The sequence below is a fragment of the Microbacterium sp. Ag1 genome (assembly GCF_001005635.1).
Lineage (GTDB): Bacteria > Actinomycetota > Actinomycetes > Actinomycetales > Microbacteriaceae > Microbacterium > Microbacterium oxydans.
The window spans coordinates 311,616-324,464 of record NZ_LBCR01000033.1 but is presented as its reverse complement, the minus strand read 5'-3'; the positions used below and the strand labels follow the sequence as shown (position 1 = coordinate 324,464).

Below are 12,849 nucleotides of genomic sequence, written 5' to 3'. Positions count from 1 at the left end.
TGCCGGGATGGACATCCGGCTCACGCTCATCGCGCTCGTGCATGCTGCCTTGATCGGTGTCGGAGGCTGGCTCATCGTGATCGACGCCCGCACTCACCGTCTCCCCGATCGGATCGTGCTGCCGACGCTCGGTGTCCTCCTGGTGCTCGTGTCGATCGATGCTCTCGCCGCAGGGCAGTGGGCGTCGTCCGTGCGCGCCGCTATCGGCCTTGTGCTCCTCGGTGGTTTCTATGCCGTGCTGCGGATGGTCAGCCGCGCGGGGATGGGCGGGGGAGACGTGAAGCTCGCCGCCGTCATCGGCCTGGTGCTGGGATGGCACGGCTGGCAGGCGCTGATGATCGGGGCGGCCTCGGCATTCGTGCTGGGCGCGCTCTATGCGCTGGTGCTCATCCTGCTGCGCAGAGCCGACGGAGCGACCCGCATCGCCTTCGGGCCCTGGATGATCGCCGGCGCCCTGCTCGGAGTCGCCTTCGGCTGAACCTGCACGCCTCGCCCGCATTCTGCGACGACGGGGCTACCCTGAGCACATGGCACTCGCACGACTTCACGGCGGCCCGCTCGACGGGCAGATCATCCCCCTCGGCGACGCGGACGACAAGCTGATCGTCCCCTACAGCGAGACGCAGGTGGTGTACAACCGCCGCGGCGAACCGCAGAACACTGGAGAGGGCGACGGTCCCACCGAGGTCGACTACTGGTTCGAGGAGTCGCTCGAGGACCTCACCCTCGAGGATGACTGAGCCGTCCCGCACGGTCGAGGTCGAGCGCAAGTACGACGTCGACCTCGAGACCCCGTTGCCCCGGTGGGAGAGGATCCCCGGCGTCGAGGCGGTCAGCACCGGAGAGGTCCGCGCCCTGGACGCCCGGTACTTCGACACCGCTGAGGGCACTCTCTCGCGTGCCGGAGTGGCGCTGCGTCGTCGCACCGGCGGCCCCGACGAGGGCTGGCACGTGAAGGGGTCGCGACAGGGAGACGGTCGACTCGAACTCGGCTGGCCGCTGGGAGAGGGCGACACGCTCCCTCCCGCCGTGGCCGAGACCATCTCCGAATGGACGACAGCTCCGCTCACCCCGCTCGCCCGGATCGAGAACGACCGCACCGCCTATCTGCTCAGCGGCCCGCACGGGGTGGTCGCCGAGTTCGTCGACGATCGGGTGCGAGCGACCGATCTGCGCGGGAACGTGACGCGCGAATGGCGTGAGTGGGAGATGGAACTCGGTCCAGCCGCGCCCTCCGATGAGGCGGGACGCACCGCGTTCTTCGACGCGGTGGAGCAGGCGGTGGCTGCTGCCGGAGGCACGGAGTCGGCGTCGGGGTCGAAGCTCGCCAGAGCTCTCGGCGTCTAGGGCGGACAGCGCTCGGGCGCAACCCCTTCCCCCCGAGCGGTGCGCAGTGCTTGAGTGACACCATGAGCCGAACGCCTGTGCTTCGATCGCTGCAGACGATCGTCCCCGACACCGTTCTCGTGCAGGAGCAGGTGCGTGACGTCTTCGCACAGCAGCCCGACCTGGGAAGACTCGCGCAACGGATCGTCACGACCTCGTTCAACGTCTCGGGCATCGACACCCGCCACACGGTGATCGATGAGCTGTCACCCGATTCGGACGTCACCGACCCCGTCTTCTTCGACCGCCGAACGGGCATGCTGCTCGCTCCGGGCACGAAAGCGCGCAACGACTTCTACACCCGTGAGGCCACCGTGCTCTTCGTCGAGGCCGCGCGGCGGGCGATCGACGCCGACCCCGACCTCCGCCCCGCCGATGTGACACACGTCATCACGGTCTCCTGCACCGGGTTCCACGCCCCTGGTCCCGAGTACGAGATCGTGCGCGCGCTCGGCCTCTCCGATGCCGTGCAGCGCTTCCACTTCGGATTCATGGGCTGCTATGCGTCGATGCCGGCGCTCCGGGCCGCGAGTCAGTTCTGCGCCGCGGACGAGAACGCGGTCGTCCTGGTCGTGAGCGTCGAACTGTGCACCCTTCACCTTCGCACCTCGGAGAACCCCGACACGATCGTCGCGTCTTCGCTGTTCGCCGACGGTGCGGCCGCCGGAATCGTCACGGCACGCGACCTTCCCTCCCCGGTTCCCGCACTGCGCCTGGATCGCTTCCACACCGCGATCGCGCCGGAGGGCGAGAAGGACATGGCCTGGACGATCGGAGACACCGGTTTCGAGATGATCCTCTCCACGGCCGTCCCGCAGATCATCGGCGAGACCATCATCGGTGCGCTCCGGCCGCTGTACAGTCCGGAAGAGGACCTCGGGCAGGCCTTCGAAGGCGGCGGCGTGGGGGAAGCCGTGCAGCATTGGGCCATCCATCCGGGCGGACGCAGCATCCTCGACAAGGTTCAGGAGCGGCTGAACCTCAGCGACGCTCAACTGCACCCGGCCAGGGAGGTGCTGCGGAACAACGGCAACATGTCCAGCGCGACCGTGCTGTTCATCCTGAAACGGATCCTCGAGGAGGAGGGTGCCCGTGCCGGTGACCGCGTCTCCGCGATGGCTTTCGGGCCGGGGCTGACCGCCGAGAGCGCGCTGATGACCGTCGTGGCACCGCCTCGTTCATGACCCGGCCTCTCGCGACGCGGGACGTCGACACCCGCGAGTTGATGGACGTCCCGGACGCCGATGCACGGATGCTGGCCCGGACCTATGGGCGGTTCGGGTTCGTGAACGCTCTGGTCTCCCGCCCGGGTAGCCTCTACCGGCGTGACGTCCGGCCACGGGCCGCGCACGCCAGGGAGCAGTCGCGCGCCTTGCGTATCCTCGACATCGGTGCGGGTGGGGGAGATCTCTGTCGGCTGCTCGCCTGGAGACTGCGTCGGGACGGCTTCGATGCAGAGGTCACCGCGCTCGACGCCGACGTGCGGGCGATCCGCTGGGCATCGGCGCACGATCGCGGCGCGGGCATCCGCTACCGTCGTGCCCTCACGACCGAGCTGGTGGCTGCGGGAGAGATCTACGACATGGTGCTGTCCAATCACGTGCTGCATCATCTCGACGATGCCGAGCTGCGGACGGTGCTCGACGACTCCGTGCGGCTCGTCGCTCCCGGCGGGATGGTCTCGCACCGTGACATCGCTCGGAGCCGCACTGCTCATGCGCTGTTCTCCGCAGCCACCTGGACGATCTCGAGCACCCTCCTCGCGGACTCGTTCATCCGTGAGGACGGTCTCATCAGCATCCGCCGCTCGTACACGACGGCCGAGCTCAGGGCGATCGCTCCTCCCGGATGGGTCGTCCGCGGCGGCGTGCCCTCTCGACTGGAGCTGCGGTGGGTGGGAGCGCATGCCCGAACATGACGTCCTGATCGTCGGTGCGGGTCCTGTCGGTCTGCTGCTGGCCTGTCTGTTGGCGCAGGAGGGGCTGCGGGTGACGATCTGCGAGCGGCGGACGGGGACCGACGACCGGACCAGAGCCATCGGCATCCACCGTCCCGGCCTGGATGCCCTGGACGCGGCAGGGGTCGGCGGCGAGGTGCGGGCGGAGGCGCTGCGACTCGCGGGCGGCGAGGTGCGTAGCCGTCGGCGGACTCTGGCGACGCTGACCTTCGACCGCGACCGCCCGGTCCTGGTGCTTCCGCAACCTCACACGGATGCGGTGCTGCGCGCCCGTCTGCGCGCGCTCGCTCCCGACGCTCTGGTCGTCGGCTGCGAGGTGCGCGAGGTGCGCCAGACCAATGACGAGGTCGTCGTCGCGACGGAGACGATCGAAGGATCACGCGAGGTCACCGCATCGATGGTGGTGGTCGCCGACGGGGTGCGGAGCCGACTGCGCGGTGACCTGCGGATCGGCTGGCGTCCTCGGCCGGGGCGCGGGTCGTATTCGATGCTCGACGTGCACGACGAGACTCCGGGTGACCGCGCGATCCTGCACTGCGAGCCGGATGGACTCGTCGAGTGCTTCCCGCTGCCGGGTGGGCGGCGCCGATGGGTGGTGAGGGAGGGGGACGAGGGGGTCGGTTCCGCAGCGGGCTTCCGCACGGCCGTCCGGCAGCGCACCGGAATCGACCTCGAGCTCCCGGTGGGCGCGCAACCGGCGTCGTTCGTCGCCGCGCAGCACATGGCCACACGGGTGCATCGGGGGAGGGCCGTGCTCCTGGGCGATGCCGCGCACGAGGTCAGCCCGATCGGAGGGCAGGGGATGAACCTGGGGTGGGCCGACGCCGTGCGCCTCGCCGAGCAGCTCGTCCGTTCCCTCCCGACACGGGTTCCCGACCTCGCCGCCTACGACCATCGCGTGCGCCGGGCTGCCGCCATGGCCGGACGACGCTCGAGGTTCTACATGTCGATGGGCGCGCCGGCGCCGGCTGCGGTCGTGCGGGGCAGGGAGCTGGTGATGCGCGCCCTCGGTTCGGCGCCGTTGCGGGGCTGGACGACGGGTCTGCTCACGATGCGCGGGATCTGACGCCGGCTCCGGGGATGCAGAAGGCCCGGTCCGCTGTGCGCGGACCGGGCCTTCTGCGGAGTCTCGATCAGAAGTTGATCATGTGGCCAGCGAGGCCGTGGAAGCCCTCCTGCAGCGCCTCCGACAGCGTCGGGTGCGTGTGCACGTTGCGGGCCAGCTCGAGAGCCGTGAGGTCCCACTTCTGTGCGAGCGTCAGCTCGGGGAGGAGCTCCGACACATCGGGGCCGATCATGTGCGCGCCGATGAGCTCGAGGTGCTCGGCGTCGGCGATCAGCTTGACGAAGCCGACCGGCTCGCCGAGGCCGTGTGCCTTGCCGTTCGCCATGAACGGGAAGGTCGCGACCTTGATCTCGCGTCCCTCGTCCTTGGCCTGCTGCTCGGTGAGGCCGAACGAGGCGACCTGCGGGGAGCAGAACGTCGCACGCGGCATCATGCGGTAGTCGCCCAGCGTCTGGGTCTCGGCGCCGCCGATGGTCTCGGCCGCGACCACACCCTGGGCCTCGGCCACGTGGGCGAGCTGCAGCTTGGCGGTCACATCGCCGATCGCGTAGATGCCCTCCACATTGGTGCGCATGTGGTCGTCGATGTCGATCGCGCCGCGCTCGGTCAGCTTCACGCCGGTCTTCTCCAGGCCGAAGCCCTCGATGTTCGGGGCGAACCCGACCGACATGAGAACCTTGCCGGCCTCGATCGACGACTGCTGTCCGTCCTTGCCGGTGTAGGTGACGGTGACGGACGAGCCGTTGTCGACGACCGACTCGACCTTGGTCGAGGTGAGGATGTCGACGCCGTAGTTCTTGTACTGCTTCGTGATCTCCTTCGACACGTCCGCATCCTCGTTGGGGAGTGCGCGGTCGAGGAACTCGATGATGGTCACCTTGACGCCGTAGTTCGTCAGGACGTAGGCGAACTCCATGCCGATGGCGCCGGCGCCGACGATGACGATCGACTCGGGCAGGTCCCGGGTCATGATCTGCTCTTCGTAGGTGACGACGTTCTCGCTGAGCGTGACACCGGGGAGCAGACGCACCTTGGAGCCGGTGGCGATGATCACGTTGTCGAACGTGACCTCTTCGGTGGAGCCGTCGGCCTTGGCGACCGAGATCGCCTTGGGGCCGGTGAAGGTGCCGCGACCGTTGTACTCGGTCACCTTGTTCTTCTTCATCAGGAAGTGGATGCCCTTGACGCGACCCTCCGCGACCTCGCGGCTGCGGTCGAACGCCTTGCCGAAGTCGATCGTGAACTCACCGGAGATCCCGAAGAAGTCGGCCTTGTGGTTCAGGGTGTGCGCGAGCTCCGCGTTCTTCAGGAGCGCCTTGGAAGGGATGCAGCCGACGTTGAGGCAGACACCACCCCAGTACTTCTCCTCGATGATGGCGGTGGAGAGACCGAGCTGCGCGCTGCGAACCGCAGCGACGTATCCGCCAGGACCTGCACCAAGGATGACGACGTCGTAGTGTGGCATGCCTTAAGCCTATCGCTCCGAGGGGGTGTCGGAATCGGTCGCGGCCGCGCCTCGGCGGCGGCTCATGACGATCCAGACGACCACGCCGGCGACCACGAGCACAGCGAGGATCGCGACGATCCAGATCGCCGCCGATCCACCCGCCTCGTCATCCGCGTTCGCGGTCGGCGTGCTCGTCACCTCGGGGGATGCCGTCTGCTCCGCGGTCGGCGCGGCCGTCGTCGGTGCGGCGCTGGGCTCCTCCGTGGCGGCTCCTTCGTCCCCCACGGTCACGGTGAAGGAGTACTCGCCGGAGGTGGGGTGCCCGTCGCTCGACACCACCTTCCAGATCACATGATAGGCACCGGCCGGTCCCGCGCCCTGCAGGGGCTGCGTGACGATCGCACCGTCGACCGTCGCCGGCCCGTCCGTGATCGGGCTCCCCGCGGGGTCGGTCACGACGACCTCGGTCGCGCCCTCGCCGCCGATCAGCTTCGCGCTGAAGGTGAGGGTCAGCGTGTCGGGGACCGTCTCGACCGACTCGTCGGCTGCCGGTGACGACGAGACGAGCGCGTCGTGCGCCGAGGCCGACAGCGGGGAGAGGAACACGAGGAAGGCGGCGAGCAGGGTCGCGGCGAGGGCGATCGGTGCGGCCGAGCGGCTCAGAGCTTTGGTCTTCACGAGTACAGCCTATGAATCCTCGGTATGGGACGGCTGAGTGTGGATGCGCCCTCCCGCGAGCCCCTCGGCATCCGTTAGTCTGGACAACCAGGAGGGCACAGTGACTGACAGCGACAGCCGACCGGCCGGAGAAGCCGCGATCCACCGTTCCGGTGAGCAGAGACACGACGTGACGCAGACGTTCGGACACGATTCCGATCTGTCCTTCGTGCCGTTCGGTGTGGAGCTCACCGACGTCGAGCAGACGGCCATCGCCGCGCTGCCTGCAGGATCGGCTCTTCTGCTGGTCCGTTCCGGCGCTCTCGCCGGGGCACGGTACCTCCTCGACACCGATGTGACGACCGTGGGTCGCCACCCCGAGGCCGACATCTTCTTCGACGATGTGACCGTCTCCCGTCGGCATGCGGAGATCACCCGCACGGGATCGACGTTCGAGATCATCGACCAGCGCTCGCTCAACGGCACCTATGTCAACGGTGAGCGCGTCGACCGCAGCACTCTGGCTGACGGCTCCGAACTCCGCGTCGGCAAGTTCCGTCTGAACTTCTTCGCCTCCCCGCAGGACCGCCAGGCGGCGAACGCCTGATGGCGGCCTCTCCCGCCCGCGAACGCTCTGCGTCCGCGGGCCTGCTGAGTATCGGTCAGGTGCTCGCGAGGCTCACCCCGGAGTTTCCCGACCTGACCTCCAGCAAACTGCGGTTCCTCGAGGTGCAGGGCATCGTCAGTCCTTCTCGCACGGACTCCGGCTACCGGAAGTTCTCGGCGTCCGACATCGAGCGTCTCCGTCTCGGGCTCACCCTGCAGCGCGATCACTACCTTCCGTTGAGCGTGATCCGCGAGCAACTCGACGAGGCCGATGCCGCCGGGGACTCGACCCCGCTGCTGCCACCGCCGTCCATCGCCCCGTCGCCCCGTCGCTATCGCCGAGACGAACTCCTCGCCGCGGCGGGAGCGGGACCGCAGCTTCTCAACGACGCGATCAGCACAGGGGTCATCACCGCGCAGGAGAGCTATCCCGAGGCGACCGTGACGCTGCTGCGCGGCCTGGTCGCGCTCGACCGCCACGGCATCGAGCCACGGCACCTGCGCTCGCTGCGTCAGGGCGCCGAACGTGAGGTCGCCCTGATCGAATCCGCCATGTCCGCGCTGCTGCGCCGGACCGACGCCGCGTCACGGGCGAAGGCCAGCGAACTCGCCCCCGAACTGGCCTCGCGCATCGACGAGGTGCGATCGCTCTTCGTCAAGGATGCGCTCTCGCGCGTGCTTTCGTAACGAACTGATTGCGACACACCTTCGCGGCCACACGGATGTGATTGCCGGTGCCCTGGCACTGCTCTACCGTGGAAGAAACCGTTCCAGAGAGGATTTCAGATGAATGCGGATGAGCTCGCAGGCGACCCGCGGTTCGTACCCGAACTCCTCTTCACCGACGGACTCCCGGCCATGGATGACGAGGTCGGCTACCGTGGTGCGGTCGCAGCGCGTGCCGCCGGTATCACCTACCGTCAGCTCGACTACTGGGCGCGCACCGAGCTGGTCGAGCCCACCGTGCGCGGCGCGAACGGCTCCGGCTCGCAGCGTCTCTACGGCTTCCGTGACATCCTCGTCCTCAAGCTGGTGAAGAGCCTTCTCGACACCGGCATCTCGCTGCAGCAGATCCGCACGGCCGTCGAAGAGCTCCGGCGTGCCGGTATCCGCGACCTGGCCGGAACCACGCTCATGAGCGACGGAGCCTCGGTCTACCTCTGCACGTCGAACGACGAGGTCATCGACCTCGTCAGCCGCGGGCAGGGTGTGTTCGGCATCGCCGTCGGCAAGGTCCTCCGCGAGGTGGAGTCGACGCTCGTCTCCTTCGACGCGACGGCGCCCGACCCCGTCGACGAGCTGTCGGCTCGCCGGACCAAGCGCTCGGCGTGATACAGCGCCTCACCCACAGACAGAAAACGGCCGTCCTCGAAGAGGGTGGCCGTTTCGCTGTATGCGTCGGAGGTGTCAGCTCTGCTGACCGCTCTCGGGCACGGCGATGCGTCCGGTGCGGATGATGCGGTCGAGCAGCTGGTCGAAGTCGGCGGCGAGTTCCTGAGCGGAGTCGCCCGGCCAGATGTGTAGGGGCTTGGCGGCGCCCTGCGCCTGCTGCAGAGACGTGCGTTCCGGAAGCTGGGGGGAGAGCACGAGAGGGCCGAACATGTCGCGGAGCTCCTTGATGCGGAACTGGTGCTCGATGGACTGCGGACGCACGCGGTTCACCACGATGCCGAGCGGCTGGAGTCGCGGCGAGAGACCGCGGCGGATCTCCTCGATCGCGCGGAGGGCACGGTCGGCTGCGGCGACGGAGAAGAGGCCGGGCTCGGTGACGACCATGACGCGGTCGCTCGCCGCCCACGCCGTGCGGGTCAGGGCGTTCAGCGACGGTGCGCAGTCGACGAGCACGAGGTCGTACTCGGACTCGACGGATGCGAGAGCCTCTTCCAGCTTCCACACGTCGCGCACGCTCGGGTGCGGGCCGTCGAAATTGATCGCGGAGGGGCTGCCGATGAGGACATCGATCGTCCCGGGGTGCACCTTCGCCCACCCGCTGGACGTGATCGCCTGACGGACGACCTTCTCCTTCGGGTTCGCCAGGACATCGGCGATGTTGAGTCGTCCGGCCACCTGGATGTCCATCCCGGTGGAGACGTCGGACTGCGGGTCGAGGTCGACGACGAGCGTCCGGACTCCTCGGGCGAAAGCCGCTGAGGCCAGCCCGAGTGTCACGGTCGTCTTGCCGACGCCTCCCTTGAGAGAGCTGACGCTGAGTACGTGCACGGAGACAACGTTACCTTCCCCTAGGCTGGGGGAACACTCAGCCCCGCCCCATGCGCATCGAAAAAGCTGCGCATCGAGCTTCCAGAGGTGTGCATGTTCCAGAAGATCCTTGTGGCGAATCGCGGCGAGATCGCGATCCGTGCCTTCCGTGCGGCAGTCGAAGTGGGAGCGCGCACCGTCGCGGTGTTCCCCTACGAAGATCGCGGCTCCGTGCATCGGCTGAAGGCCGATGAGGCCTATGAGATCGGCGAACGCGGTCACCCCGTCCGTGCTTACCTCGATGTCGACGAGATCATCCGGGTCGCGCTGGAGTCCGGCGCCGATGCGATCTACCCCGGGTACGGGTTCCTCTCCGAGAACCCGGAGCTCGCCGAGAAGGCCGCAGCGAACGGCATCGTGTTCATCGGCCCACCCTCGAATGTGCTCGAGATGGCGGGGAACAAGGTCGAGGCGAAGCGGCACGCGGTCGAGGCCGGAGTGCCGGTGCTGCGATCCACAGAAGCCTCCGACGACGTCGATGCACTCGTCGCCCAGTCGGCGGAGATCGGCTTCCCGCTGTTCGCCAAGGCCGTGGCCGGTGGTGGAGGCCGCGGGATGCGTCGTGTCGAGACGGCAGGTGATCTCGCGCCCGCTCTCGCGGAGGCCATGCGGGAAGCTGCGAGCGCATTCGGCGACGCCCGGATGTTCCTCGAGCAGGCGGTCGTGCGCCCTCGGCACATCGAGGTGCAGATCCTCGCCGACAAGACGGGTGAGACGGTCCACCTGTTCGAGCGCGACTGCTCGGTGCAGCGGCGCCACCAGAAGGTCGTGGAGATCGCTCCGGCGCCGAACCTCGACGACAGCGTGCGGACGGCGCTGCACGGCTACGCCGTGGCCTTCGCCCGGTCGATCGGCTACGAGAACGCGGGAACCGTCGAGTTCCTGCTGGAGACCGCGGGGGAGCGCACGGGCGAGGTCGTCTTCATCGAGATGAATCCGCGCATCCAGGTCGAGCACACGGTCACAGAGGAGGTCACCGACGTCGACCTCGTGCAGAGCCAGATGCGCATCGCCTCCGGCCAGACCCTCGCCGACCTCGGTCTGCAGCAGCAGAATCTGCACCTGCGCGGAGCGGCGCTCCAATGCCGGATCACGACGGAGGATCCCACTCAGGGATTCCGTCCTGACACCGGCAAGATCACCACCTACCGCTCGCCGGGAGGCGCCGGCATCCGTCTCGACGGCGGCACGGTGCACCAGGGCGCACAGATCAGCCCTCACTTCGACTCGATGCTCGCGAAGCTCACGTGCCGCGGTCGTGACTTCCCTGCGGCGGTCGCCCGCGCACGTCGAGCGCTCGCGGAGTTCCGCATCCGGGGTGTCTCCACCAACATCCCCTTCCTCCAGGCTCTCCTGGAAGATGACGCGTTCATCGCTGGTGACGTCAGCACGTCCTTCATCGATGAGCGTCCAGAGCTGCTGCGTGGCCGGGTTTCGAAGGACCGTGGAACGAAGCTGCTCAACTGGCTGGTCGACGTCACGGTGAACAAGCCGCACGGTGCGCACCCCGGCGTCATCGATCCGGTCGCCAAGCTTCCTTCCGTCGATCTGACGACCGAGCCTGCTCCTGGCTCTCGCCAGAGGCTTCTCGAACGGGGACCGGAGGGTTTCGCCCGCAGTCTCCGTGCGCAGACGGCGCTGGCGATCACCGACACCACCTTCCGCGACGCGCATCAGTCCCTCCTCGCCACGCGTGTGCGCACGAAGGACCTCGTCGCCGCGGCTCCTTATCTCGCACGGCTGACTCCCGAGTTGCTGTCGGTCGAGGCGTGGGGAGGGGCGACATACGACGTCGCGCTGCGCTTCCTCGGCGAAGACCCCTGGGAGAGACTCGACAAGCTCAGGGCCGCGCTCCCGAACGTGGCGATCCAGATGCTGCTGCGCGGGCGCAACACGGTCGGATACACCCCGTACCCCACCGCGGTGACCGAGGCGTTCGTCGCCGAGGCGGCCGCCAGCGGGGTGGACATCTTCCGCATCTTCGACGCCCTCAACGACGTCGAGCAGATGCGTCCGGCGATCGAGGCCGTCCGCAACACGGGGACCGCCGTCGCCGAGGTCGCGCTCTGCTACACCGGTGACCTGCTCGATCCGGCAGAAGACCTCTACACGCTCGACTACTACCTGCGCCTGGCGGATCAGATCGTCGAAGCTGGCGCGCACATCATCGCCATCAAGGACATGGCTGGTCTGCTGCGACCCGCGGCGGCGGCCAAGCTGGTGACGGCGCTGCGCGAGCGCTTCGACCTGCCCGTGCATCTGCACACGCACGACACCCCCGGAGGCCAGCTCGCCACGCTTCTCGCCGCCAGCGCGGCCGGCGTCGACGCGGTGGACGCCGCATCGGCACCCCTCTCGGGGAGCACGAGCCAGCCCTCGCTGTCGTCCCTGGTGGCTGCGCTCTCCCACACGGAGCGCGACAGCGGCATCTCCCTGGGGGCGGTCTCCGACCTGGAGCCGTACTGGGAGGCGGTCCGTCGCCAGTATGCGCCTTTCGAGTCGGGACTGCCCGGACCCACGGGCCGTGTCTACCACCACGAGATCCCCGGCGGCCAGCTCTCCAACCTCCGGCAGCAGGCGAAGGCACTCGGTCTGGCCGACGACTTCGAACTCATCGAGGACATGTACGCCGCCGCGGACCGCATCCTCGGGCGGGTGCCCAAGGTCACGCCGTCGTCGAAGGTCGTCGGAGACCTCGCGCTCCATCTCGCGGCGGTGAAAGCCGATCCGGCCGACTTCGAGGCCAACCCCGAGAAGTACGACGTGCCGGACTCGGTCGTCGGATTCATGGCGGGTGAACTCGGCGACCTTCCCGGCGGATGGCCAGAGCCGTTCCGTACCAAGGTCCTCGCAGGACGGTCGGTGCGCACCGGGATCACGGCGATCACCGCGGACGATGAAGCAGCGCTCGGCGGCACCAGCTCTGAGCGCAGAGCGCGGCTCAACACCCTGCTGTTCCCTGCGCCGAGTGCGGAGTTCGCCGAGCGCCGTGAACTGTTCGGCGACCTCTCGGTGCTCGACACCAGCGACTACCTCTATGGCCTCGTCGCCGGCCAGGAGCATCAGGTCGAGATCGACCGGGGCGTGCGGCTCTACGTGGGACTCGAGGCCATCGGCGACGCGGATGACAAGGGCATGCGCACGGTCATGACCACCCTCAACGGGCAGCTTCGTCCGGTGTTCGTCCGTGATCGCGCGGTCAAGGTCGATGCGATCGAGGTGGAGAAGGCGGACACCTCGGTTCCCGGCCAGGTCGCCGCACCGTTCTCCGGTGTCGTCACGTTGAAGGCCGAGGTGGGGGCCACCGTGCACGCCGGTGAACCGGTCGCATCCATCGAGGCGATGAAGATGGAGGCGGCCATCACCGCACCCGTCGACGGTGTCATCGAGCGGCACGCCATCGCCGAGACGCAGCAGGTGGACGCCGGAGATCTTTTGGTCGTGATCCGCCCGGCGCACTAATCTTGTGCG

General features: G+C 68.3%; 13 protein-coding genes. 10 read left to right on the top strand and 3 right to left on the bottom strand.

Going from position 1 to position 12,849, the window contains the following annotated elements:
• Positions 1-7 precede the first annotated feature (7 nt).
• The 6 genes from AAY78_RS16460 to AAY78_RS16435 all read left to right on the top strand — a co-directional run bounded on the left by AAY78_RS16460 (position 8) and on the right by AAY78_RS16435 (position 4,409).
• Positions 8-478, top strand: coding sequence for a prepilin peptidase (locus AAY78_RS16460; RefSeq protein WP_046749349.1), 471 nt, complete (start codon positions 8-10; stop codon positions 476-478).
• Between the two features lie 49 nt (positions 479-527).
• Positions 528-740 (top strand): hypothetical protein, encoded by a 213-nt coding sequence (locus AAY78_RS16455; protein WP_046749348.1) that lies wholly within the window; start codon positions 528-530, stop codon positions 738-740.
• Positions 733-1,347: a CYTH domain-containing protein gene (locus AAY78_RS16450; protein ID WP_046749347.1), complete on the top strand. Its 615-nt coding sequence runs from the start codon at positions 733-735 to the stop codon at positions 1,345-1,347. Before AAY78_RS16455 ends, AAY78_RS16450 begins: the two co-directional genes overlap by 8 nt.
• A 62-nt stretch (positions 1,348-1,409) precedes the next feature.
• Complete coding sequence (locus AAY78_RS16445) at positions 1,410-2,570, top strand: type III polyketide synthase (protein ID WP_046749346.1); 1,161 nt, start codon at positions 1,410-1,412, stop codon at positions 2,568-2,570.
• The gene (locus tag AAY78_RS16440; protein WP_046749345.1) at positions 2,567-3,304 is read left to right on the top strand and encodes a methyltransferase domain-containing protein; all 738 of its coding nucleotides are present in this window, start codon (positions 2,567-2,569) and stop codon (positions 3,302-3,304) included. The genes AAY78_RS16445 and AAY78_RS16440 overlap by 4 nt, the downstream gene beginning before the upstream one ends.
• The gene (locus tag AAY78_RS16435) at positions 3,291-4,409 is read left to right on the top strand and encodes an FAD-dependent oxidoreductase (RefSeq protein ID WP_046749344.1); all 1,119 of its coding nucleotides are present in this window, start codon (positions 3,291-3,293) and stop codon (positions 4,407-4,409) included. The genes AAY78_RS16440 and AAY78_RS16435 overlap by 14 nt, the downstream gene beginning before the upstream one ends.
• 67 nt (positions 4,410-4,476) lie before the next feature.
• On the opposite strand, the gene lpdA is transcribed toward AAY78_RS16435, so the two are convergent.
• Both lpdA and AAY78_RS16425 read right to left on the bottom strand, forming a co-directional pair.
• Positions 4,477-5,874 carry a dihydrolipoyl dehydrogenase gene (gene lpdA / locus AAY78_RS16430; RefSeq protein ID WP_046749343.1) on the bottom strand — a complete coding sequence of 466 codons (1,398 nt, stop codon included), beginning with the start codon at positions 5,872-5,874 and terminating at the stop codon, positions 4,477-4,479.
• Between the two features lie 9 nt (positions 5,875-5,883).
• The gene (locus AAY78_RS16425; protein WP_046749342.1) at positions 5,884-6,534 is read right to left on the bottom strand and encodes a copper resistance CopC family protein; all 651 of its coding nucleotides are present in this window, start codon (positions 6,532-6,534) and stop codon (positions 5,884-5,886) included.
• Positions 6,535-6,634: 100 nt separating this feature from the next.
• Between AAY78_RS16425 and AAY78_RS16420 the strand changes: the two genes are divergently transcribed.
• The 3 genes from AAY78_RS16420 (at position 6,635) to AAY78_RS16410 (ending at position 8,451) form a co-directional block, all read left to right on the top strand.
• Positions 6,635-7,120, top strand: coding sequence for an FHA domain-containing protein (locus tag AAY78_RS16420; RefSeq protein ID WP_046749341.1), 486 nt, complete (start codon positions 6,635-6,637; stop codon positions 7,118-7,120).
• Positions 7,120-7,806 carry a transcriptional regulator FtsR gene (gene ftsR / locus AAY78_RS16415; protein WP_046749340.1) on the top strand — a complete coding sequence of 229 codons (687 nt, stop codon included), beginning with the start codon at positions 7,120-7,122 and terminating at the stop codon, positions 7,804-7,806. The genes AAY78_RS16420 and ftsR overlap by 1 nt, the downstream gene beginning before the upstream one ends.
• 99 nt (positions 7,807-7,905) lie before the next feature.
• On the top strand, positions 7,906-8,451 hold the full coding sequence (locus AAY78_RS16410) for a MerR family transcriptional regulator (protein WP_046749339.1): 546 nt from the start codon (positions 7,906-7,908) through the stop codon (positions 8,449-8,451).
• Positions 8,452-8,526: 75 nt separating this feature from the next.
• On the opposite strand, the gene AAY78_RS16405 is transcribed toward AAY78_RS16410, so the two are convergent.
• Positions 8,527-9,339 carry a ParA family protein gene (locus AAY78_RS16405; RefSeq protein ID WP_046749338.1) on the bottom strand — a complete coding sequence of 271 codons (813 nt, stop codon included), beginning with the start codon at positions 9,337-9,339 and terminating at the stop codon, positions 8,527-8,529.
• Between the two features lie 93 nt (positions 9,340-9,432).
• On the opposite strand from AAY78_RS16405, the gene AAY78_RS16400 reads away from it, so the two are divergent.
• On the top strand, positions 9,433-12,840 hold the full coding sequence (locus AAY78_RS16400; RefSeq protein ID WP_046749337.1) for a pyruvate carboxylase: 3,408 nt from the start codon (positions 9,433-9,435) through the stop codon (positions 12,838-12,840).
• The last annotated feature ends 9 nt before the right edge of the window (positions 12,841-12,849 follow it).